This is a genomic window from Pseudomonas sp. MWU12-2029, from assembly GCF_023242425.1.
Classification (GTDB): Bacteria; Pseudomonadota; Gammaproteobacteria; order Pseudomonadales; family Pseudomonadaceae; genus Aquipseudomonas; species Aquipseudomonas kribbensis.
In genome coordinates this window covers 84,987-103,666 of sequence record NZ_JALJDY010000013.1, presented here as the reverse complement: position 1 = coordinate 103,666, position 18,680 = coordinate 84,987, and the positions used below count along the sequence as shown (strand labels likewise).

Here is an 18,680-nt window from a genome sequence, read left to right as displayed (position 1 = left end):
ACTCGACCACCTCGGCACCCCGCAAGAACTGACCGATTACAGCGGCGAGATCGTCTGGTCAGCCAAGTACAGCGCCTACGGCAAGGTCACCTCGCTGGAGCTGGCGACCGACGACTACCTGGACCAGCCGCTGCGCTTTCAGGGGCAATATTTCGATGCGGAAAGCGGGCTCCATTACAACCGGCACCGGTACTACGACCCGGACGTTGGACGGTACCTGACGCTGGATCCGGTGAAGCTGGCGGGCGGGTTGAACCAGTACCGGTACGTGCCGAATCCGACGGGGTGGGTGGATCCGTTGGGGTTGACGTCCAATTGTCCACCGCCGAATAGGCCGGGATGTTCGGTGCCGGACGATGCCAGTGACGCGAAGGTTGATGAAGGTGAACCTCAAAGTCCCGCACCGAATAGAACACAAAATTATCTTTATCGTGGAGACGAAAGAGATCCGTCAGATATTTTTGTAAACGGCTTCAAGAGTAAGGGAGACAGTAACGATCTACTGCTTCACTCAATAGATAGTGACGACCCCCCCAGTGGTTTTATTAGCACATCGCCATCCCGAGATGTAGCGAAGGCATTCGCTACCGGTTACTACACAAAACCCGGTTTCTTGTACACTTTAAAAAACGTTCCTGGCTACGATCTAAAAAAGGAACTAGGCTCACATTACATATTTAGCAAAGAACAGGAAATTGCCATCCCTAAAATAATAAAAAGCGAGGATATTTTAGGCGCTACAATCATCATCGACGATGGCAGAGAACTCGGTTATTCAATTCCAAATCCGCACAGAAAGATAGACAGATGATCTCAAAATTTGAAATATCTATCAGCATTAATAACAAAATTAAAAAAGTCGAACTACGTTGCGACAATGAGGAAATGTCTATAACCGCAAGCTTTGAAAACAAACCACCTAAAGCATATATCGGAAAAAATTTCTACAAATGCTTCGGACTACTTCGAAAAGCCAATCCCCATATAACTTTTTTCTGTAAAGGCGCAAAAATTAACATTCACCCATCAAGCATGTCCGCGCAAATGTCTCTAGGGCTTAAAGCATACGAGCTTGAAATAGGCAAGGAACCATCCATTGCCGATTTGGTTTTCATCTTTGACTATGAGGACCAACAATTGACTAACGACCCTGAGGAGCAGCGAGCTTTCTACCTAAACTGGATAAAATCTAGAATTGGAGAATAAACCTCGAAAGCAGCCTCTCCCTGCTAGAACCAATCAAAAAATAACAGATGCAGCCCCAAAAACAAAACCATCCCAACCAAAAACAAAAACTGAAAACAGCACCACATCCTCGAGACATTTTCAGACTCTGTGCTTATGAAAACTATAACAATCGATATCATCAAGAACCTAAAGCGAGAAAAAGCAAATATCGTTATCGATCGAAAAACAAAAAGCCTGACCCTAATTATGAAGAATTGTGCACCCAGCACATATACCGCCGCCGACTTATACATTTGCTTCGGGCTAATTAGGGCTAGCTTTCCAAAAACTCAGTTTTTATGCAAAGGCGCCAAAATAAACGTCCACCCCTCTCGTATGAGCTCACAAATGTCAGCAGGTCTTGTCGTCTACGAAGTCAGGATAGGATGCCCGACCGACGGAGAAGACAGCGTTAATATTTTTGACTACGAAGAAAACAATTTGACGAACGACATACAAGATCAAAAAAAACACTACCAACTGTGGATTGAGTCAATCGCCCCTATCCACGGATCACCGGCATGACGCAATACCCGCACTAAAAAGAAAAGCCCGGCAGCGCTACCGGGCTTTTTCATTCGATTACCGCTGACGGGCCATGTCGGCGATTGCGACATCTGGCACCTGCGTGGCTGCTGCCACGCCGTTGATCAGCGGTCCATAACGCCGGCTGAACTCCCAGTTGTACGGTACACGATCCTTGCTGGTGCCGTTGTCCCAGTTCACCGACCAGGTCATCAGGCCCTTGATCGGATGCCCTTTGACCGCCAGGCGTTTCATCGCGTTGCCGACCGCATTCTTGTCGATCACATAACCGGTGGCAGCAGCGTCAACGTTGGCTGGCAGGCCGATGACGAACTTGTCCGCAGGGATCTTCGTGAACCCGCGAGTGCCGGTCACCAGACTTTCGGTCAGGTAATAGAGGAAGTCCTCTTTCATCGCATCGTTGTTCTGCGCGATCCACGCCCCGTTGCCGTTATTGGCTTCAGGGACCCAGACACCGTCACCACCCTGGTTGTAGAACTGCGGCGCGATGAAGTCGTAGTAGCCTTCCAGTGCCTGCAGGTAGCCGACGTATTTGCCGGAGGTGGTCAGGTATGGAAACTCCGGCGCCATGCTGATGATGAAATGCTTGCCCTGGCCGGCGTAGTGATCCTTGACCAGTTTCAGGGCGGCCGGCAGAACGGTCTTGTTGGCAGCGAAATCAATCGCGCTCTGTTCAAGATCGATGTCCAGCCCGTCGAAGCCGTAGGTTTCCACCAGACGGATGATTTCATTGGCCAGCGGTTGCTCCTGACCGGCACGCAATTCGATGTGCGCATCGGCGCCGCCGAGGGAAATCAGCACCGCCCGGCCCTGACTGTTGAGTACGCCAACCTGACGGCGGAACTCGGCATCGGAGACGTTGAACGGCTTGAAGGTCGGAATCCCGCTGCCCTTCATGAACGCGACCGCAACCACGTTGTAGTCCTTGGGCACGTTTTCCAGAGCGATGCTGGCGAACTGACCGCGCTGGTAGCCATCGCTCGGGCCCGCGGGCCAGTTGTGCCAGAAGCCCATGAGGATCTTCTTGCCGGCGATGCTCGGCATCAGCGAAGCCGCATCGCTCGCCTGGTTTTGCATTAACGTGAAGTCGATATTTGACATGTTCTAATCCTTCAGAACGTGTAGGTAGGTGTTGCGGACTTATTTGAAGTCCACATCGAAGGCCTGATAGAAGGCGTTGCCGGTGTTGGCGACGATCCACATCAGTACGATGACGTGACGACCTTGCTTGTTGGCCGGAAGTTTCACCGCGTGATTGACCTTGGCCTTCAGCTCCGCCGAATGACTGTAGTACGGCACTTGCGGATAGAAGTCCTCGGCGAACGGTTTTGTTTCCAGTTGCACGCGGGTGATGCGTTGTTTCGGGTCCCAGCCATCCTTGGTGATCAGCCAGCGGTAACCGCGAGTGGTGTGCGGCGCGGTGTATTCCCATTTCACTTCGAGGGTCTGGCCAGGGGTGACGTTGAGCATCGGCCAGGTGAACGGGCGACCGAGCTTCTTGCTCATTTCCTCGTCGGTGAAGTTCACACAGTCACGGGCGTCGTCCTTGCCGCCGCTGAGAATGTGCCCGTCGGCCGGTGGCACGACACTCGGGTTGTCCGACTCGAAAGGTGCCGGGAACGGGCCGGCCACCAGTGCCGGGAAGTTCTTGCCGCCTTCCATCTCGTTGACCTGCCAGCCACCGAGCAATCCTTGTTCGATGGCCACCGCCCCGCGGCTTGCAGGGGAAATGACGCGACCGTGTCGCAGTTGGGTTTGAGCTTGTGGTTGATTCATGTTTTTCACTCCATTGATTTAAGAACTCTCCTTTCCGGGGAGAGGCCTTCAAGCTAACGGAGGGGGATTTTTTGTCCATCGGCGGTTTTGTCGCGGCCCGCTTGGGCAATACCCGAAAAACACCGAAAACACTGGATATAAATACAGTACATTGCGACGACGCTCACCCAACGCATGGCAAAAAGCCTACACGGCGTCATTACAAAAACCTGCATTCAAGCACTCAGGGAAGTTGCGCCTTGAACTCCTTTTCATACTGCCCGGCAAGCTGTTCTTTCTGCTTGTCATCGAGCAGCTTGCCGGCCATCTGGAAGAACTTCTGCTCCTCTTCCTTCAAGTGGTGATGGACTTTGTCCGAGAGCTTTTTCGCCGTGGCCAGCCAGGCTGGACTGGACATTTCGGTCTCGTCGAGCTCCTCCATCATTTCGTCCATTTCATGGTGTTCGGCGATGGCGTGGCGACTGAGATCGACCCCGTTGTCGAACTCCATCAACGGGATGTAGAAGTGGCGCTCTTCGGCTGTCTCGTGGGCTTGCAGCTCGGCCTTCAGTTGCTTGTAGGCTTCGACGCGTTCCGGGGTGTCGCCGCTGGTCTTGATCAAGGTCTTGGCATAGCCGCGCTGGCGGTCGTGGCTCTCGCGAAGGGCTTCGAAAATATTCATGGACTCTCCTCGGCAGACGTATTCGGAATGAACGCCTTCAAGGGCTAGACCCCGGCGCGGGAGCAACGGTTCCGGGCGATTGCTTCAATCGACTGCCGCACGATAGGCTGCGAGCTCATTACTACAAGGAAGACAACATGACGTTGCGGATCGAGCTGTCACAGGACCCCACCGAAGAACAGCGCGCAGCCATCCTGGCGCCCCTGCGTGCCTATAACATCGCCAAGGCCGGGCCTTCGTTGTACGAGCCGGTCGCGCTGCTGGTGCGCGACGATAACGACGCGATCCTCGGTGGCCTTTATGGGCACACGTTCTATCGGTGGCTGTTCATCGAGTTGCTGGCCGTGCCGGAAGAAGGCCGGGGCCAGGGTATCGGCTCGAAACTGATGCAGATGGTCGAGGAATTTGCGCGAGAAAAAGACTGCGTGGGAATCTGGCTCGACACCTTTGAGTTTCAGGCGCCCGGGTTCTACAAGAAGCTTGGCTATGTCGAGTGTGGCGAAATCAAGGATTACCCGCTGGGGCACAAGCGGCACTTTTTCCAGAAACGCTTGATTGATTGAGTTCAGCGTCCCCCTCGCCAGCAAACTGGCGAGGGTCAGACACTTCAGCGCACTGAACCGCTCGTTACAGACAGGTCGCCAACGCTGCCAACCGGCGCTTGGCGACAAAGTCGTCCTTCTGCGCGTAGTAGTTCAGCACCGTGCCGGACGCATCAGTGGTCAAGTCGACGAACGACTCCGCCGAACGGGTATAAACCGTCGAGCCGCCCTTCTTGCCCGGTTGCAGGTACGCCGCCGCATCCACGCCGAACACTGCTTCGTCCTGCCAGGCGAACTGCACACATTCGGCCACGACTTTTTCAGGCTTGTCCGAATTCAGGACCTTGTAAGGAGTTTGAGTGCGGGCGTCTTCCATCACCGAACCCGCGCAACCGGCCAGCAGGGTTGCCGCCAGTGCCACCATCAGCATTCGCATTGCATTCGCTCATTCGGAAAAAAGCGGACTGTATCACCGCAACGCGCAAAATCGTTCTGCTTTACTGCATTTAGAGCGCGACACCCGCCGACAGCTGCGGCACATTAAGGTCATCAGCCCCACAAGGAAGCCCCATGGCGCCTACCGACCAGCGACATGAACATGCTTTGAAACTGTTTCTCGACGCACGCCCCGAGCTGCGCGAAACCCTCGACCATCTCAATCCGTTACTGGCCCAGGCCAAGGGCGAAACCCCGGCACAGTACCGCGAGGAACGTCTGCACGAGGCCTTTGAAGCCGAGGCCGAAAGCCAGGGTCTGTTCGCCTGGGAGCTGACGCTGCAACTGACTGCAGCCACTCCCGAGGAATATCAGGCGCAACGCCTGGAAGTGCACCGCGAGGTGGCGGAGATGGCCGGGATGGACTGGTTGGAATATTGCGACCTTTATGGCATAGAACCCTGACTTCGACGCAAGGACATCCGCGCCAATGCTGCCAACCGCCTCGACTCACCGCGCCAGCCCCGGCCACTTGCACACGCAAAAATGGCGCGGTCGCATAGGGCTGGCAATGGTGGCCGCGCTCTCGGTGCTGGCGGGGATGACCGATGCCATCGGCTTCATGGCCAGCGGCGACTTCGTTTCATTCATGAGCGGCAACACGACACGCTTGGCGGTAGCGATCAGTGACGGCGATGTGAGTCTGACGCTGCGGCTGGTGATCCTCGTCGCCACGTTCATCGTCGGCAACGCCCTCGGTGTGGTGATCGGTCGCCTCGGCGGGCGCCGCGCACTGCCGTTGCTGCTGTGCATCGCGACGCTGCTCTGCGGGGCCGCCGCCTGGCCGTCCGAGGTGCAACTCCCGGCGCTGCTGGCGGCAATCATCGCCATGGGCATGCTCAATGCTGCGGTAGAGGAAGTGAACGGTCTGGCGGTCGGGCTGACTTATGTCACCGGTGCACTTTCACGGTTCGGCCGCGGTCTTGGGCGCTGGATCATGGGCGAGCGACGCAATGGCTGGCGGGTGCAACTGGTGCCGTGGAGCGGCATGTTCATCGGCGCCATCCTCGGTGCCGTGCTGGAGCATCACCTGGGACTCAAAGCACTGTACGCCAGCGGTTTGCTGGCTGCGTTGATCGGCCTGGTCTCGCTGAAAATCCCTCGGCGCTGGCAGTTGGGTTACATGCCGCGCTGACGTCTGCGGCAACATCGACTTCGCCGCCCCGCCGAGAAAGCTTTATCATGGCCGCAGTTTTGCTGATCGAGTCCGTCATGAAGTTCGCCATCGCACTGTTTTCCGCCGCCCATGCGCCCTCCTCGCGCCGCGCCCTGCTGTTCGCGCAGGCTGCGCTGGCCGGCGGGCATGAAATTGTCCGGCTGTTTTTCTATCAGGACGGGGTCTACAACGCGTCCGACGCCGTGGTCACCCCACAGGACGAACTGGACCTGCCCAAACAGTGGCGAACCTTTATCACCGAACAAAACCTCGACGGCGTGGTGTGCATCGCCGCCGCCCTGCGCCGGGGCGTGTTGAATGCCGAGGAAGCCGGGCGTTATCAGCGTGATGCCGTGGCGGTCAGCGCGCCGTGGGAATTGTCCGGCCTCGGCCAGTTGCATGATGCGGTACAGGACGCCGACCGCATCATCTGTTTCGGAGGCGCATGACATGGCCAAATCCCTTCTGATCATCAGCCGTCAATCGCCATGGTCCGGGCCCGGCGCCCGCGAAGCGCTGGACATCGTGTTGGCTGGCGGTGCCTTCGATCTGCCGATCGGTTTGCTGTTTCTCGACGACGGTGTGTTGCAACTGGCTGCCGGGCAGAACGCCAGGGCCCTGCAACAGAAAGACCTGAGCGCCAACCTGCAAGCGCTGCCGATGTTCGGCGTCGAAGAGCTGTTCTACTGCGCCGAAAGCGCCAGTGTTCGCGGCCTCGGCGATCGTTCGCTGGATGAGGCGCAGCCTTTGGCCGCCGAGCAAATCACCGCCCTTATTGACCGTTACGATCAGGTGATCACCCTCTGATGTCGACTTTGCATGTGTTGTCTCATTCCCCGTTCGGCGACGAACGCCTGACCAGTTGCCTGCGTCTGCTCGGCACTGCCGACGCGCTGCTGCTGTGCGGTGATGCCGCTTACGCGCTGCAACCCGGCACCGCGCCGTTCAACGCGCTGGAAACCCGTCGGGTGAAATTGTTTGTGCTGGCCGAAGACGCACAAGCCCGTGCCGTGCAGGTTCCGGACTGGGCCGAGGCCATCGATTATCCGGCCTTTGTCGAGCTGTCGATCCACCACGACAAGGTCAATTCCTGGCTATGAATGCGCTGACCGTCGGCGCCCGCGCCATCGAACTGGACAAGGACGGCTTCCTGGTCGACCTCAACGACTGGTCGGCAGAAGTCGCCAGCGCCCTCGCCGCTGCCGAAGATATCGAACTGAGCCCGGAACACTGGGAAGTCCTCGAACTGCTGCGCAGCTTCTACGCCGAATTCCAGTTGTCGCCGGCAACCCGGCCGCTGATCAAGTACACCGCGCTCAAACTCGGCGCAGAGAAAGGCAACAGCCTGCACCTGAACCGACTGTTCAAAGGCACCCCTGCCAAACTCGCCGCGAAACTGGCGGGCCTGCCCAAACCGACGAATTGCCTATGACCGACTATCCAGCGCTGACCCTCGAAACGCCCGCCGAACATCCGTTCGCCCAGTTCGTGCGCATCCTCGGCAAGGGCAAGCGCGGCGCCCGTGACCTGACCCGCGAGGAAGCCCGGGAAGCCATGGGCATGGTGCTCGACGAAGCGGTCGAGGCAACCCAGCTCGGCGCGTTCCTGATGTTGCTGCGGCACAAGGAAGAAAGCGCCGAGGAGATGGCCGGTTTCACCGAGGCCCTGCGTGAACGCTTGCAGGCGCCAGAGTTGAAGGTCGATCTGGACTGGCCAACCTATGCCGGCAAGAAGCGCCACCTGCCGTGGTATCTGCTGGCGGCCAAGTGCCTGGCGCAGAACGGCGTGCGTATCTTCATGCACGGTGGTGGCGCGCACACCGCCGGGCGTTTGTATTCCGAACAACTGCTGGGCGAGCTGAGCATCCCGCTGTGCCGCAACTGGCAACAGGTCGGCGCGGCGCTGGATAACGGTGGGCTGGCGTTCATGCCGCTGGTGGACTGGGCGCCACAGCTGCAACGGATGATCGACCTGCGCAACACCCTCGGCCTGCGCTCGCCGATCCACTCGCTGGCGCGAATTCTCAATCCGCTGGGCGCGCGTTGCGGCTTGCAGAGTATTTTCCACCCCGGCTACCAGGCGGTGCACCGCGATGCCAGCGGTCTGCTGGGCGATACGGCGATCGTGATCAAGGGTGACGGCGGCGAAATCGAGATCAACCCGGATGCCGACAGCCACTTGTACGGCACCACCGGCGGCGAGAGCTGGGACGAGGAATGGCCGCAGTTGTCGGCGCAGCGTCACGTCAAACCGGCGTCGCTGGATGTTGAGCATCTGAAGGCCGTCTGGCGTGGCGATGTGGTCGACAGCTACCCGCAAATGGCGCTGATTTCAACCATGGCGTTGGCGCTGCGCGGCCTCGGCCAGAGCCGTGAACAGGCGTTCGAAACCGCTGAGCAATACTGGGCCGCACGGAATAAATCGATTTAACCGATCATTCACGCCCGATCTTTGCGCTTTTTGTTCGAACTCATCGGAATAGACTCCACTCCAACGATTATTGGATTCTGGAGTCTTGATCATGGGTTTACTCGTCGACGGCCGCTGGCAGGACAAGTGGTACGAAAGCAGCAAGGACGGCGCGTTCCAGCGCGAACAGGCGCAGCGCCGTCACTGGGTCACTCGTAACGGCGAGCCGGGCCCGAGCGGTGAAGGCGGTTTCGCCGCCGAGGCCGGGCGTTATCACCTTTACGTTTCCCTCGCCTGTCCGTGGGCCCACCGCACGCTGATCCTGCGCAAGCTCAAGGGCCTGGAAGGCCTGATCGACGTTTCAGTCGTCAGCTGGCTGATGCTGGAAAACGGCTGGACCTTCGACCAGAACCTCGGCTCGACCGGCGACAAACTCGACCATTTCGATTTCATGCACCAGCGCTACACCGCTGACACCGCCGATTACACCGGGCGCGTCACCGTGCCGGTGCTGTGGGACAAGAAGCTCAAGCGCATCGTCAGTAATGAATCGGCGGAGATCATCCGCATGTTCAACAGCGCCTTCGATGACTTGACCGGCAACGATCTGGACTTCTATCCGGCGCCATTGCGCAGCGAGATCGATGCGCTGAACGAGCGGATCTACCCCGCCGTGAACAACGGCGTATACCGCGCCGGGTTTGCCACCTCGCAGCAGGCCTATGAAGAGGCGTTCGATGATGTGTTTGCCGAACTGGATCATCTGGAGCAGGTGCTGGGTGCCAACCGTTATCTGACGGGCGAATACCTGACCGAGGCGGACGTGCGATTGTTCACCACGCTGATTCGTTTCGACGCGGTGTATCACGGGCACTTCAAATGCAATCTGCGGCGGATCAGCGATTATCCGAATCTGTCGAACTGGCTGCGTGAGATGTACCAGTGGCCGGGCGTTGCCGAGACCGTGGATTTCCAGCACATCAAGAACCACTACTACGGCAGCCACAAGACCATCAACCCGACCGGGGTTGTGCCAAAGGGGCCGAAGCAGGATTTCAAAGTTGCCCATGACCGGAACCGGTTGGGCGGGAAAGGGGTTTGGCGCAGAGGTTGAGAGCAGGATCGTTCCCACAGCGTGGGAACGATCCCTTCAGAGTCAGACCTGACCCTGAGCGCCCTCGAACCACGCCAGTTTCTCGCGCAGTTGCACCACTTCGCCGACGATCACCAGCGTCGGCGCATGCACTTCATGCTCCGCCACCAGACGCGGCAGGTCGGCCAGGGTGCCGGTGAAGACCCGCTGATTGACCGTGGTGCCCTGCTGGATCAACGCTGCCGGGGTATCGGCCGCACGACCATGCTTGATCAATTGCTCGCAGATGACAGGCAACCCCACCAGGCCCATGTAGAACACCAGCGTCTGCGCCGGCGCGACGAGGTCGGCCCACGGCAGATCGGTGGAACCGTCCTTCAGGTGCCCGGTGACGAAACGTACCGACTGCGCGTAATCGCGATGAGTCAGCGGAATCCCGGCATACGCCGCGCAACCGCTGGCCGCTGTGATGCCCGGCACCACCTGGAACGGGATGCCATGGGCTGCCAGCTCCTCGATCTCTTCGCCGCCACGACCGAAGATGAACGGATCCCCGCCCTTCAACCGCACTACGCGCTTGCCGGCCTTGGCCAGATCCACCAGTTGCTGGTTGATCTGATCCTGCGGCACGGCGTGATCGGCGCGACGCTTGCCGACGTAAACCCGCTCGGCATCGCGACGGCACAGCTCAAGAATCGCCGGAGCGACCAAGCGGTCATACAGCACCACGTCGGCCTGTTGCATCAGGCGCAAGGCACGGAAGGTCAGCAGATCCGGATCACCCGGCCCTGCGCCCACCAGATACACCTCGCCGGTCGCCACGGTCGCTTCGCCATCGATTTTCGCCTGCAGCAGACGCTCGGCTTCGGCGCCCTGTCCGGCCAGTTGCCGGTCGGCAATCGGACCCTGGAAAACGTCTTCCCAAAAGGCACGACGCTGCTGCACATCGGGAAACAGGCCTTTGACCTGATCACGAAAACGCGCGGCCAGACCGGCCAGATGGCCGTAGGTCGAAGGAATCCAGGTTTCGATCTTGGCGCGAATCAGCCGGGCCAGCACCGGCGCATCGCCGCCGCTGGACACCGCGATGATCAACGGTGAACGATCAACAATCGCCGGGAAGATCACGCTGCACAGCGCCGGCGCATCCACCACATTGACCGGCACGCAACGCCGATGAGCATCAGCGGAGACTTGCGCGTTCAAGGCTTCGTCGTCGGTGGCGGCAATGATCAGCCCGCAACCGTCCAGATCCGTTTCGGCGTAGCCACGCAGCAGGCACTCGCCACCGCTGGCGGCAACCAGTTCGCGCAGTTGCGCTTCGATTTCAGGTGCGACCACCCGCAGCAGCGCACCGGCATCGGCCAGCAGGCGGGATTTGCGCAAGGCAATTTCCCCCCCACCGATGACCAACACACGACTGCCGCGCAGGTTGTGAAACAGCGGCAGATATTTCATTTAGCCGATGACCTCAAGGCCACCCATGTACGGCTTCAGCACGTCCGGCACACGGATCGAACCGTCGGCCTGCTGGTAGTTTTCCAGCACGGCCACCAGGGTACGACCGACCGCCAGGCCGGAACCGTTCAGGGTATGCACCAGCTCAGGCTTGCCGGTTTCCGGGTTGCGGAAACGCGCCTGCATGCGGCGGGCCTGGAAGTCGCCGCAGTTGGAGCACGACGAGATTTCACGGAATTTGTCCTGGCTCGGGATCCACACTTCCAGGTCGTAGGTCTTGACTGCGCTGAAGCCCATGTCGCCGGTGCACAGCGCCAGAGTACGGTAAGGCAGACCCAGCAGTTGCAGGACTTTCTCGGCGTTGGCGGTCAGGCCTTCCAGCGCTTCCATCGACTTCGACGGCTCGACGATCTGTACCATCTCGACCTTGTCGAACTGGTGCTGGCGGATCATGCCGCGAGTGTCACGACCCGACGCACCGGCTTCGCTGCGGAAGCACGGGGTGTGGGCGACGAACTTGATCGGCAGTTGCTTCGAATCGACGATTTCACCGGCCACGATGTTGGTCAGCGACACTTCGGCGGTCGGGATCAGGTACAAATCGGCTTCGCCTTCGCGGGCGATCTTGAACAGGTCTTCTTCGAACTTCGGCAGTTGACCGGTGCCTTGCAGCGCCGGGGCCTGAACCAGATAAGGCGTGTAGGCCTCTTCGTAGCCGTGCTCGGTGACGTGCAGGTTAATCATGAACTGCGCCAGTGCGCGGTGCAGACGGGCAATCGGGCCACGCAGCAGCGCGAAACGTGCGCCGGACAGCTTGGCGGCGGTCTCGAAGTCGAGCCAGCCGAACTTCTCGCCCAGGGCCACGTGGTCCTGAACCGGGAAGTCGAACGCAGTTGGGGTGCCCCAGCGACGGACTTCGACGTTGCCGTCTTCGTCTTCGCCGACCGGAACCGATTCGTGCGGCAGGTTCGGAATGCCCAGCAGGATCGAGTCCAGTTCGGTCTGGATCGCGTCCAGCTCGACTTTACCGGCGCTCAGTTCGCCCGCCATGCGCTCGACATCCGCCATCAGCGGCGCGATGTCTTCGCCGCGCTGCTTGGCCTGACCGATGGATTTGGAACGCGCGTTACGCTCAGCCTGCAGTGCTTCGGTGCGGGTCTGGACGGTCTTGCGCTGTTCTTCCAGCGCTTCGATGCGCGCGACATCCAGGGCAAAACCACGGGAAGCCAGGCGGTCCGCTACGTCCTGGAGGTTGCTACGTAACAGTTTGGAATCGAGCATGTCGGTTTCTCGTTATCAAAGTTTGGTCAGGGACAGGCCGGCCCACGTCGCGAGCAGCCCGCCGAATACGCTGATAGCCGCATAGCCCAGGGCCAGCGGCACTTGCCCGCTTTCCAGCAGACGCACCGTATCCAGTGAAAAGGATGAAAAAGTCGTCAGCCCCCCGAGGAAGCCGACCATCAACCCGGCACGTACCTCGATGGGTACTTCCGGGCGTATCAAAAACAGGCCGTACAACACGCCGATCAACAGGCAGCCCACGATATTAACGGCCAGCGTCGCGGTATAGAAGTGCCGCGGCCAATTGGCGTTGACCCAATTGCCGGTGGCGAAGCGCAACAAGGTGCCGGCAACCCCGCCGACGGAGACTGCAACGATCAATGGGACCACTATTTTCTCCGCTGCCGGGGGCTTAAACGATCGAGTTGGGCAAGGTGGTTGAGCTTCTCGCCGATCTTCAACTCCAGGCCACGGGGCACGGGCTGATAGAACGGAATCGGGTCGAGTTCTTCCGGGAAATAGTCTTCGCCGGCCGCATAGGCGTCCGGCTCGTCATGGGCGTAGCGGTATTCGTCGCCGTAACCCAATTGCTTCATCAGTTTGGTCGGCGCATTGCGCAGATGCAGCGGCACTTCCAGCGAACCGTGTTCGGCGGCGGCGCGCAGCGCAGTCTTGAAGCCCATGTACACCGCGTTGCTTTTCGGCGCACAAGCCAGGTAGGTGATGGCCTGAGCCACTGCCAGCTCACCTTCCGGGCTGCCGAGACGCTCCTGCACCTCCCAAGCGGCCAGGCACAGGCTCAGCGCGCGAGGATCGGCGTTGCCGATGTCTTCGCTGGCCATGCGCACCACGCGCCGGGCCAGGTACAGCGGATCGCAGCCGCCGTCGATCATTCGTGCGAACCAGTACAACGCGCCGTCCGGATTGGAGCCGCGCACCGATTTGTGCAGCGCGGAAATCTGGTCGTAGAACGCTTCACCGCCCTTGTCGAATCGCCGGCGAGTGTCGCCGAGCAGGCTTTGCAGCAACTCGGTGCCCATCTCGCTGTTGTCTTCGGCCAGGTCCGAGGCGTTTTCCAGCAGGTTCAGCAAACGCCGACCATCGCCATCGGCGGCGGACAGCAGCATCTGGAAGCCTTCATCGCTGAGGGTCAGGTGACGCTTGCCCAGGCCACGCTCTTCGGTGAGCGCGCGGTGCACCAGTTTGCGCAACGCCGCTTCGTCGAGGCTCTTGAGTACGTAGACTCGCGCCCGCGACAGCAATGCGTTGTTCAATTCGAAGGACGGGTTTTCGGTGGTCGCGCCGATGAAAATCAGCGTGCCGTCTTCAACGTACGGCAGGAAGGCGTCCTGCTGGGACTTGTTGAAGCGGTGCACTTCATCGACAAACAGGATCGTGCGCCTGCCGTACTGACCGGCCTGCTGTTTGGCGATCTCCACCGCCTGACGGATCTCTTTGACGCCGGCCAACACGGCCGACACCGTTTCGAAATGCGCATCCGAGACTTCCGCCAGCAACCGCGCCAGGGTGGTCTTGCCCACGCCCGGCGGGCCCCAGAAGATCATCGAATGCAGGGCGCCCTGCTCCAGCGCTTCGCGCAGTGGTTTGCCGCGAGCGAGCACGTGTTCCTGACCGACGTACTCATCCAGATTGGTCGCCCGCAAACGGGCGGCCAGTGGCTGGGCAATCGGTGCACTGCGAAACAGATCCATCACGTAGCGTTGAAACCTCTGTGTTTATTCCTGGATCACATCGGCACCCTTGGGGATGTCGAACTTGAACTTCGAGGCCGGAACCGCTTCGTTGGCCTTCACCCCGGTGAACAGGATATTGGTGCGCTGGCCGACGCTGTCGATCAGTTGCATGTCATTGACCAGACCGTTGCGGAACGACAGGCGCAGACTGTCGAACAGGGTGTCCTTGGTTTTCGGCTTCAAGGTGAAATCGATCACACCACCCGCCTCTTTCGCGCTGATATCGAAGCTCTGGCTGATCTTCGATACATCACCGGACAGCAACAGGGCCGGGGTCTGAGTCAGACGCTCGTCCAGTTTCTTGATGGTGGCCTGCTCCAGGTCCGGGTCCCACAGGGTGACTTTCTTGCCGTCGGAGACCATGGTCTGCTCGGCCGGCGCATTGGTGTGCCAGTAGAACAGGCCCGGGCGCTGCAGGGTCATGTCGCCGGTGGTTTCCTGCAACTGGGTGCCGCTGCCGTCGAGGGTCAGCTGGGAGAAGTTGGCGGTCAGGGTCTTGGATGTTTCCAGCAATTGGGTCAGGCGAGCCACATCCTTGTCATCGGCGTGAGCCGTGAGGGTGGTCAGAGCCAGTACCGGCAGCAGCATGCGGATAAGACGCATGGGAGTCCTCTTGAATACGCGTGGGAAAGTGGACGGCGCCTCATGCACCGCCCATTGCATTTGAATCAGTCGCGCACCGGGCCAGGGGCCAAGACTTCGCGGGAACCGTTGGTGTTCATGGACGTCACGACGCCGGCCATTTCCATGGCTTCGATCATGCGCGCGGCACGGTTGTAGCCGATCTTCAGCTTGCGCTGTACGGCGGAAATGGAGGCACGACGGCTTTCCAGCACGAACTGCACGGCTTCGTCGTACAGCGCGTCGGCTTCCGGATCATCACCGTCACCACCGCCACTGCTGCCTTCGAAACCACTGCCCGCCTCTTCGACACCGTTGAGGATATCGTCGTTGTATTCCGGCGCGCCGCGCAGTTTCCAGGCTTCCACCACCCGGTGAACTTCATCGTCGGACACGAATGCGCCGTGAACCCGGATCGGCAGGCTGGTGCCCGGCGGCATGTAGAGCATGTCACCGTGGCCGAGCAGTTGTTCGGCACCGCCCTGGTCGATGATGGTCCGGGAGTCGATCTTGCTCGATACCTGGAACGCCATGCGTGTCGGGATGTTGGCCTTGATCAGACCGGTGATCACGTCCACCGACGGACGCTGGGTCGCGAGGATCAGGTGGATACCGGCCGCACGCGCCTTCTGGGCGATACGGGCGATCAGCTCTTCAACCTTCTTGCCGACGATCATCATCATGTCGGCGAATTCATCCACGACCACGACGATGGTCGGCAGCTTCTGCAGCAGCGGCGCTTCGTCGTGGATGCTTTCGCGCTTGTACAGCGGATCGCTCAACGGCTCGCCGGCGTCCTGGGCTTCCTTGACCTTGGCGTTGAAGCCGGACAGGTTTCGCACGCCCATTTTCGCCATCAGCTTGTAGCGACGCTCCATCTCGGCAACGCTCCAGCGCAGGGCGTTGGCGGCGTCCTTCATGTCGGTCACGACCGGGCACAGCAGGTGCGGAATGCCTTCGTAGATCGACAGTTCCAACATTTTCGGGTCGATCATGATCAGCTTGGCGTCGTCCGGGCCGGACTTGAACAGGATCGACAGGATCATCGCGTTCACGCCCACCGACTTACCGGAACCGGTGGTACCGGCCACCAGCAGGTGCGGCATCTTCGCCAGGTCGGTGATGACCGGTTTGCCGCCGATGTCGTGGCCCAGGGCCAGGGTGACCGGCGACTTGAAGTTGTCGTACTCGGGGGTCGACAGCACTTCGGAGAAGCGCACGATCTGCCGGTCCTCGTTGGGGATCTCGATACCAACGGTGGTCTTGCCCGGAATCACTTCCACCACTCGCACGCTGGTCACGGCCAGCGAACGTGCAAGGTCTTTCGCCAGGTTGGCGATACGGCTGACCTTCACACCGGCAGCCGGCTGGATTTCGTAACGGGTAATGACCGGACCTGGGTGGATCGAGTCCACGGTGACTTCGACGCCGAACTCCTTGAGCTTGATCTCCAGCAAGTGGCCGACCGCTGCCAGGGATTCGGGCGAATAATTGAGTTGTTTCTTTTCCGCAGGATCGAGAATCGAGATCGGCGGCAAGGTGCCTTCCACGGCGCTATCGACGAACAACGGCACCTGCTTCTCTTTCTGCACGCGCTTGCTCGGCTCCGGCGCCTTGACCGGGGCCGGGGCGATGACCGGCGGAACCTGCTTCTCGCGCTCGGACATGTGTTTGCTCAGAGCCTGCTCGCGCTCGATCAAACGCTCCTTGACCTTGGCCTGTTCGCGCTTGTCGGTAACGGTCGGTGCGACCACGTCGTGCACCCGGTCATCGACTTCACGCAGTTGCGCCACCAGTTGCTTGCGCTCGGTACGCGCCGACCACCAGCGATTGATCGCGCCCTGGAACAGTTCGAACAGGTCGAGGGTGATTTTGCCGGTGACATCCATCACCTTGAACCACGACAGGTCGGTGAATACGGTCAGGCCGAACAGGAACAGTGCGATGAACAATAATGTGCTGCCCTGAATGTTCAGGGCATTGCGGGCCAGGTCACCGAGGCTTTCACCCAGCGCGCCACCCGCACCGGCCGGCAACGCGGTGGCCGCATGGAAATGAATGTGCGCCAGCGCGGCTCCGGACAGCACCAGAAACACCAGGCCGATCAGGCGCCAGGAAAACAGCCAGCCGCTCCACTGCCACGGCTCGTGGCGCTGACGGAAGATCTGATACGCCTTGATCGCCAGCAGTAACGGGAAGATGTACGCGAAGTAACCGAGCACCATGAACAGGATGTCAGCGCTGTAGGAGCCCGCCGGACCGCCGAAATTCTGCACGTCGTCGATCTTGCTGTTGTGGCTCCAGCCCGGATCGTCCTTGCCGTAGGTCAGCAAGGCCATCATCAGGAACAGGCACAGAGCGCCGATGGCGATCAATGCACCTTCCTTGAGCCGGTAGTGCAATTGCTGGCGCCAAAGCGGAACGACTGTTTTTGGTGCTTCCGTGGATTTCTTCAAAACGCTTCTTTTCCTGCGCCAGCGGCGCGTCCATCTATTGAATGACGATAAAAAACTGCCCGATCCAGGCAGGTAAAAAATTGACGGGCGCAACTGAGACTACTTTTAACACTGCGCCCGCTCTTTTATAAACACGGCACACTGCGAATATTCTGTAACAGCCCGGCATTGTACGGGTTTGCGCGTTCGATGCCATGCTTCAAACCCCATGTTCAAGCATAGCCAAGCAGACAAAACCTGCGACGCAATTTGAGCATGCATTGTCTTTTGTGACAAAGGCTTATGAGGTGTATTTGATGAACGTAGCGAAGCATGCACCCTCAAGCTTGTCGCCCGTCTACGACCGCATCCCTGAAGGCAAGTTGCAGCAGCGTCGACTTCGCGCAGGTTCGGGAGGACATTCGCGCCATTTAACGGCACACTTTGCAACGGCCCCCGCCGCCCACCGCCCTCCCCTTCTGCAAGCCTGGACGCCATGCTGACTTGGTTACAACGCAATTCACTGACTTTCCCGCCACTGAAAAAGGCCATGCGCGATCCCAACGGATTGCTGGCGGCCGGTGGCGATCTGTCCGCCGATCGTCTGATCCAGGCCTATCGCCACGGCTGCTTTCCGTGGTTCTCCGAAGGACAGCCCATCCTCTGGTGGTCGCCGGATCCGCGCACCGTATTGTTTCCCGACGAACTGCATGTCTCGCGCAGCCTGGGCAAACTGCTGCGCCAGCAACGCTACCAAGTGACCTTCGATCAGGACTTCGAAGCGGTTATCCGCGCCTGCGCCGCACCACGGGATTACGCCGATGGCACCTGGATCACCGAGGCCATGCAGGATGCCTACATTGAACTGCACCAACGCGGCTTCGCCCATTCAGTGGAAGTGTGGGATGAGGGCAAACTGGTCGGAGGCCTCTATGGTCTGGCGATGGGGCAGCTGTTTTTCGGCGAATCGATGTTCAGTCGCGCCGACAATGCCTCCAAGTACGGCTTTGCCACGCTGGTGCGGCACCTGAAAGACTCGGGGTTCGTGCTGATCGACTGCCAGATGCCTACCGATCATCTGCACAGCCTGGGCGCCCGGGCAATTTCCCGCCCCGCCTTTGCCGAGTATCTGGCCCGGCACCTCGACCGACCCAACCTGGCCACCTGGGTTTGCTGAGCGACTTTTGCGCGCGTGGCTTACACTTAATTCACCAGCTTACCCCTGA

At 59.6% G+C, this 18,680-nt stretch carries 21 protein-coding genes and 1 pseudogene; 12 read left to right on the top strand and 10 right to left on the bottom strand.

What is annotated here, in order from left to right:
* Together M5B44_RS26415 and M5B44_RS26410 are read left to right on the top strand one after the other, a co-directional pair.
* The coding region (locus tag M5B44_RS26415) for an RHS repeat-associated core domain-containing protein (RefSeq protein WP_248741029.1) at positions 1-811 on the top strand (811 nt) is incomplete at its 5' end.
* On the top strand, positions 808-1,206 hold the full coding sequence (locus tag M5B44_RS26410; protein WP_248741028.1) for a hypothetical protein: 399 nt from the start codon (positions 808-810) through the stop codon (positions 1,204-1,206). The genes M5B44_RS26415 and M5B44_RS26410, both read left to right, overlap by 4 nt.
* Before the next feature lie 639 nt (positions 1,207-1,845).
* On the opposite strand, the pseudogene M5B44_RS26400 reads toward M5B44_RS26410, so the two are convergent.
* The 3 genes and pseudogenes from M5B44_RS26400 to M5B44_RS26390 form a co-directional block, all read right to left on the bottom strand.
* A pseudogene (locus tag M5B44_RS26400) lies at positions 1,846-2,874 on the bottom strand (chitinase); the annotation flags it as partial.
* A 39-nt stretch (positions 2,875-2,913) separates the two neighbouring features.
* Positions 2,914-3,549 (bottom strand): lytic polysaccharide monooxygenase auxiliary activity family 9 protein, encoded by a 636-nt coding sequence (locus M5B44_RS26395; RefSeq protein WP_248741026.1) that lies wholly within the window; start codon positions 3,547-3,549, stop codon positions 2,914-2,916.
* Between the two features lie 223 nt (positions 3,550-3,772).
* Positions 3,773-4,210, bottom strand: coding sequence for a hemerythrin domain-containing protein (locus tag M5B44_RS26390; RefSeq protein WP_085712365.1), 438 nt, complete (start codon positions 4,208-4,210; stop codon positions 3,773-3,775).
* 137 nt (positions 4,211-4,347) lie between these two features.
* Here M5B44_RS26390 and M5B44_RS26385 point away from each other — a divergent pair, with 137 nt between their 5' ends.
* Positions 4,348-4,773 carry a GNAT family N-acetyltransferase gene (locus M5B44_RS26385; protein ID WP_085712366.1) on the top strand — a complete coding sequence of 142 codons (426 nt, stop codon included), beginning with the start codon at positions 4,348-4,350 and terminating at the stop codon, positions 4,771-4,773.
* Between the two features lie 64 nt (positions 4,774-4,837).
* On the opposite strand, the gene M5B44_RS26380 is transcribed toward M5B44_RS26385, so the two are convergent.
* The gene (locus tag M5B44_RS26380; RefSeq protein ID WP_085712367.1) at positions 4,838-5,188 is read right to left on the bottom strand and encodes a hypothetical protein; all 351 of its coding nucleotides are present in this window, start codon (positions 5,186-5,188) and stop codon (positions 4,838-4,840) included.
* Positions 5,189-5,322: 134 nt separating this feature from the next.
* Here M5B44_RS26380 and M5B44_RS26375 point away from each other — a divergent pair, with 134 nt between their 5' ends.
* From M5B44_RS26375 to M5B44_RS26340, 8 genes are all read left to right on the top strand, one after another.
* Complete coding sequence (locus M5B44_RS26375) at positions 5,323-5,652, top strand: DUF6388 family protein (protein WP_085712368.1); 330 nt, start codon at positions 5,323-5,325, stop codon at positions 5,650-5,652.
* A 25-nt stretch (positions 5,653-5,677) separates the two neighbouring features.
* Positions 5,678-6,382: a YoaK family protein gene (locus M5B44_RS26370; RefSeq protein WP_119427043.1), complete on the top strand. Its 705-nt coding sequence runs from the start codon at positions 5,678-5,680 to the stop codon at positions 6,380-6,382.
* Between the two features lie 77 nt (positions 6,383-6,459).
* Complete coding sequence (gene tusD, locus M5B44_RS26365) at positions 6,460-6,852, top strand: sulfurtransferase complex subunit TusD (protein WP_248741031.1); 393 nt, start codon at positions 6,460-6,462, stop codon at positions 6,850-6,852.
* 1 nt (position 6,853) lies between these two features.
* Positions 6,854-7,210 (top strand): sulfurtransferase complex subunit TusC, encoded by a 357-nt coding sequence (tusC, locus tag M5B44_RS26360; protein WP_248741025.1) that lies wholly within the window; start codon positions 6,854-6,856, stop codon positions 7,208-7,210.
* Positions 7,210-7,503 carry a sulfurtransferase complex subunit TusB gene (gene tusB / locus M5B44_RS26355; RefSeq protein ID WP_114883996.1) on the top strand — a complete coding sequence of 98 codons (294 nt, stop codon included), beginning with the start codon at positions 7,210-7,212 and terminating at the stop codon, positions 7,501-7,503. Before tusC ends, tusB begins: the two co-directional genes overlap by 1 nt.
* Positions 7,500-7,835, top strand: a complete 336-nt coding sequence (locus M5B44_RS26350; RefSeq protein ID WP_007958196.1) for a TusE/DsrC/DsvC family sulfur relay protein — start codon at positions 7,500-7,502, stop codon at positions 7,833-7,835. Before tusB ends, M5B44_RS26350 begins: the two co-directional genes overlap by 4 nt.
* Positions 7,832-8,833 carry a glycosyl transferase family protein gene (locus M5B44_RS26345; protein WP_248741024.1) on the top strand — a complete coding sequence of 334 codons (1,002 nt, stop codon included), beginning with the start codon at positions 7,832-7,834 and terminating at the stop codon, positions 8,831-8,833. The genes M5B44_RS26350 and M5B44_RS26345 overlap by 4 nt, the downstream gene beginning before the upstream one ends.
* Before the next feature lie 91 nt (positions 8,834-8,924).
* Positions 8,925-9,926: a glutathione S-transferase family protein gene (locus M5B44_RS26340; protein WP_248741023.1), complete on the top strand. Its 1,002-nt coding sequence runs from the start codon at positions 8,925-8,927 to the stop codon at positions 9,924-9,926.
* Positions 9,927-9,968: 42 nt separating this feature from the next.
* On the opposite strand, the gene cysG is transcribed toward M5B44_RS26340, so the two are convergent.
* From cysG to M5B44_RS26310, 6 genes are all read right to left on the bottom strand, one after another.
* The gene (gene cysG / locus M5B44_RS26335; protein ID WP_248741022.1) at positions 9,969-11,363 is read right to left on the bottom strand and encodes a siroheme synthase CysG; all 1,395 of its coding nucleotides are present in this window, start codon (positions 11,361-11,363) and stop codon (positions 9,969-9,971) included.
* Positions 11,364-12,644: a serine--tRNA ligase gene (gene serS, locus M5B44_RS26330; protein WP_248741021.1), complete on the bottom strand. Its 1,281-nt coding sequence runs from the start codon at positions 12,642-12,644 to the stop codon at positions 11,364-11,366.
* 15 nt (positions 12,645-12,659) lie between these two features.
* Positions 12,660-13,034, bottom strand: coding sequence for a fluoride efflux transporter CrcB (gene crcB, locus M5B44_RS26325; protein ID WP_085712376.1), 375 nt, complete (start codon positions 13,032-13,034; stop codon positions 12,660-12,662).
* Complete coding sequence (locus M5B44_RS26320) at positions 13,034-14,356, bottom strand: replication-associated recombination protein A (protein WP_085732138.1); 1,323 nt, start codon at positions 14,354-14,356, stop codon at positions 13,034-13,036. Before M5B44_RS26320 ends, crcB begins: the two co-directional genes overlap by 1 nt.
* Positions 14,357-14,380: 24 nt before the next feature.
* Positions 14,381-15,001: an outer membrane lipoprotein chaperone LolA gene (gene lolA / locus M5B44_RS26315; RefSeq protein WP_007958184.1), complete on the bottom strand. Its 621-nt coding sequence runs from the start codon at positions 14,999-15,001 to the stop codon at positions 14,381-14,383.
* A gap of 65 nt (positions 15,002-15,066) precedes the next feature.
* Positions 15,067-17,475: a DNA translocase FtsK gene (locus tag M5B44_RS26310; protein WP_085712378.1), complete on the bottom strand. Its 2,409-nt coding sequence runs from the start codon at positions 17,473-17,475 to the stop codon at positions 15,067-15,069.
* Positions 17,476-17,950: 475 nt separating this feature from the next.
* Between M5B44_RS26310 and aat the strand changes: the two genes are divergently transcribed.
* Positions 17,951-18,631 carry a leucyl/phenylalanyl-tRNA--protein transferase gene (aat, locus tag M5B44_RS26305; RefSeq protein ID WP_248741020.1) on the top strand — a complete coding sequence of 227 codons (681 nt, stop codon included), beginning with the start codon at positions 17,951-17,953 and terminating at the stop codon, positions 18,629-18,631.
* The last annotated feature ends 49 nt before the right edge of the window (positions 18,632-18,680 follow it).

Coding starts and splice junctions, on each gene's coding strand:
- M5B44_RS26390 (WP_085712365.1), bottom strand. CDS start 4,210: ATGAATATTTTCGAAGCCCTTCGCGAGAGCCACGACCGCCAGCGCGGC.
- M5B44_RS26380 (WP_085712367.1), bottom strand. CDS start 5,188: ATGCGAATGCTGATGGTGGCACTGGCGGCAACCCTGCTGGCCGGTTGC.
- M5B44_RS26395 (WP_248741026.1), bottom strand. CDS start 3,549: ATGAATCAACCACAAGCTCAAACCCAACTGCGACACGGTCGCGTCATT.
- M5B44_RS26320 (WP_085732138.1), bottom strand. CDS start 14,356: ATGGATCTGTTTCGCAGTGCACCGATTGCCCAGCCACTGGCCGCCCGT.
- M5B44_RS26345 (WP_248741024.1), top strand. CDS start 7,832: ATGACCGACTATCCAGCGCTGACCCTCGAAACGCCCGCCGAACATCCG.
- M5B44_RS26370 (WP_119427043.1), top strand. CDS start 5,678: ATGCTGCCAACCGCCTCGACTCACCGCGCCAGCCCCGGCCACTTGCAC.
- serS (WP_248741021.1), bottom strand. CDS start 12,644: ATGCTCGATTCCAAACTGTTACGTAGCAACCTCCAGGACGTAGCGGAC.
- aat (WP_248741020.1), top strand. CDS start 17,951: ATGCTGACTTGGTTACAACGCAATTCACTGACTTTCCCGCCACTGAAA.
- tusB (WP_114883996.1), top strand. CDS start 7,210: ATGTCGACTTTGCATGTGTTGTCTCATTCCCCGTTCGGCGACGAACGC.
- M5B44_RS26385 (WP_085712366.1), top strand. CDS start 4,348: ATGACGTTGCGGATCGAGCTGTCACAGGACCCCACCGAAGAACAGCGC.
- M5B44_RS26340 (WP_248741023.1), top strand. CDS start 8,925: ATGGGTTTACTCGTCGACGGCCGCTGGCAGGACAAGTGGTACGAAAGC.
- cysG (WP_248741022.1), bottom strand. CDS start 11,363: ATGAAATATCTGCCGCTGTTTCACAACCTGCGCGGCAGTCGTGTGTTG.
- tusD (WP_248741031.1), top strand. CDS start 6,460: ATGAAGTTCGCCATCGCACTGTTTTCCGCCGCCCATGCGCCCTCCTCG.
- M5B44_RS26350 (WP_007958196.1), top strand. CDS start 7,500: ATGAATGCGCTGACCGTCGGCGCCCGCGCCATCGAACTGGACAAGGAC.
- lolA (WP_007958184.1), bottom strand. CDS start 15,001: ATGCGTCTTATCCGCATGCTGCTGCCGGTACTGGCTCTGACCACCCTC.
- M5B44_RS26375 (WP_085712368.1), top strand. CDS start 5,323: ATGGCGCCTACCGACCAGCGACATGAACATGCTTTGAAACTGTTTCTC.
- M5B44_RS26410 (WP_248741028.1), top strand. CDS start 808: ATGATCTCAAAATTTGAAATATCTATCAGCATTAATAACAAAATTAAA.
- tusC (WP_248741025.1), top strand. CDS start 6,854: ATGGCCAAATCCCTTCTGATCATCAGCCGTCAATCGCCATGGTCCGGG.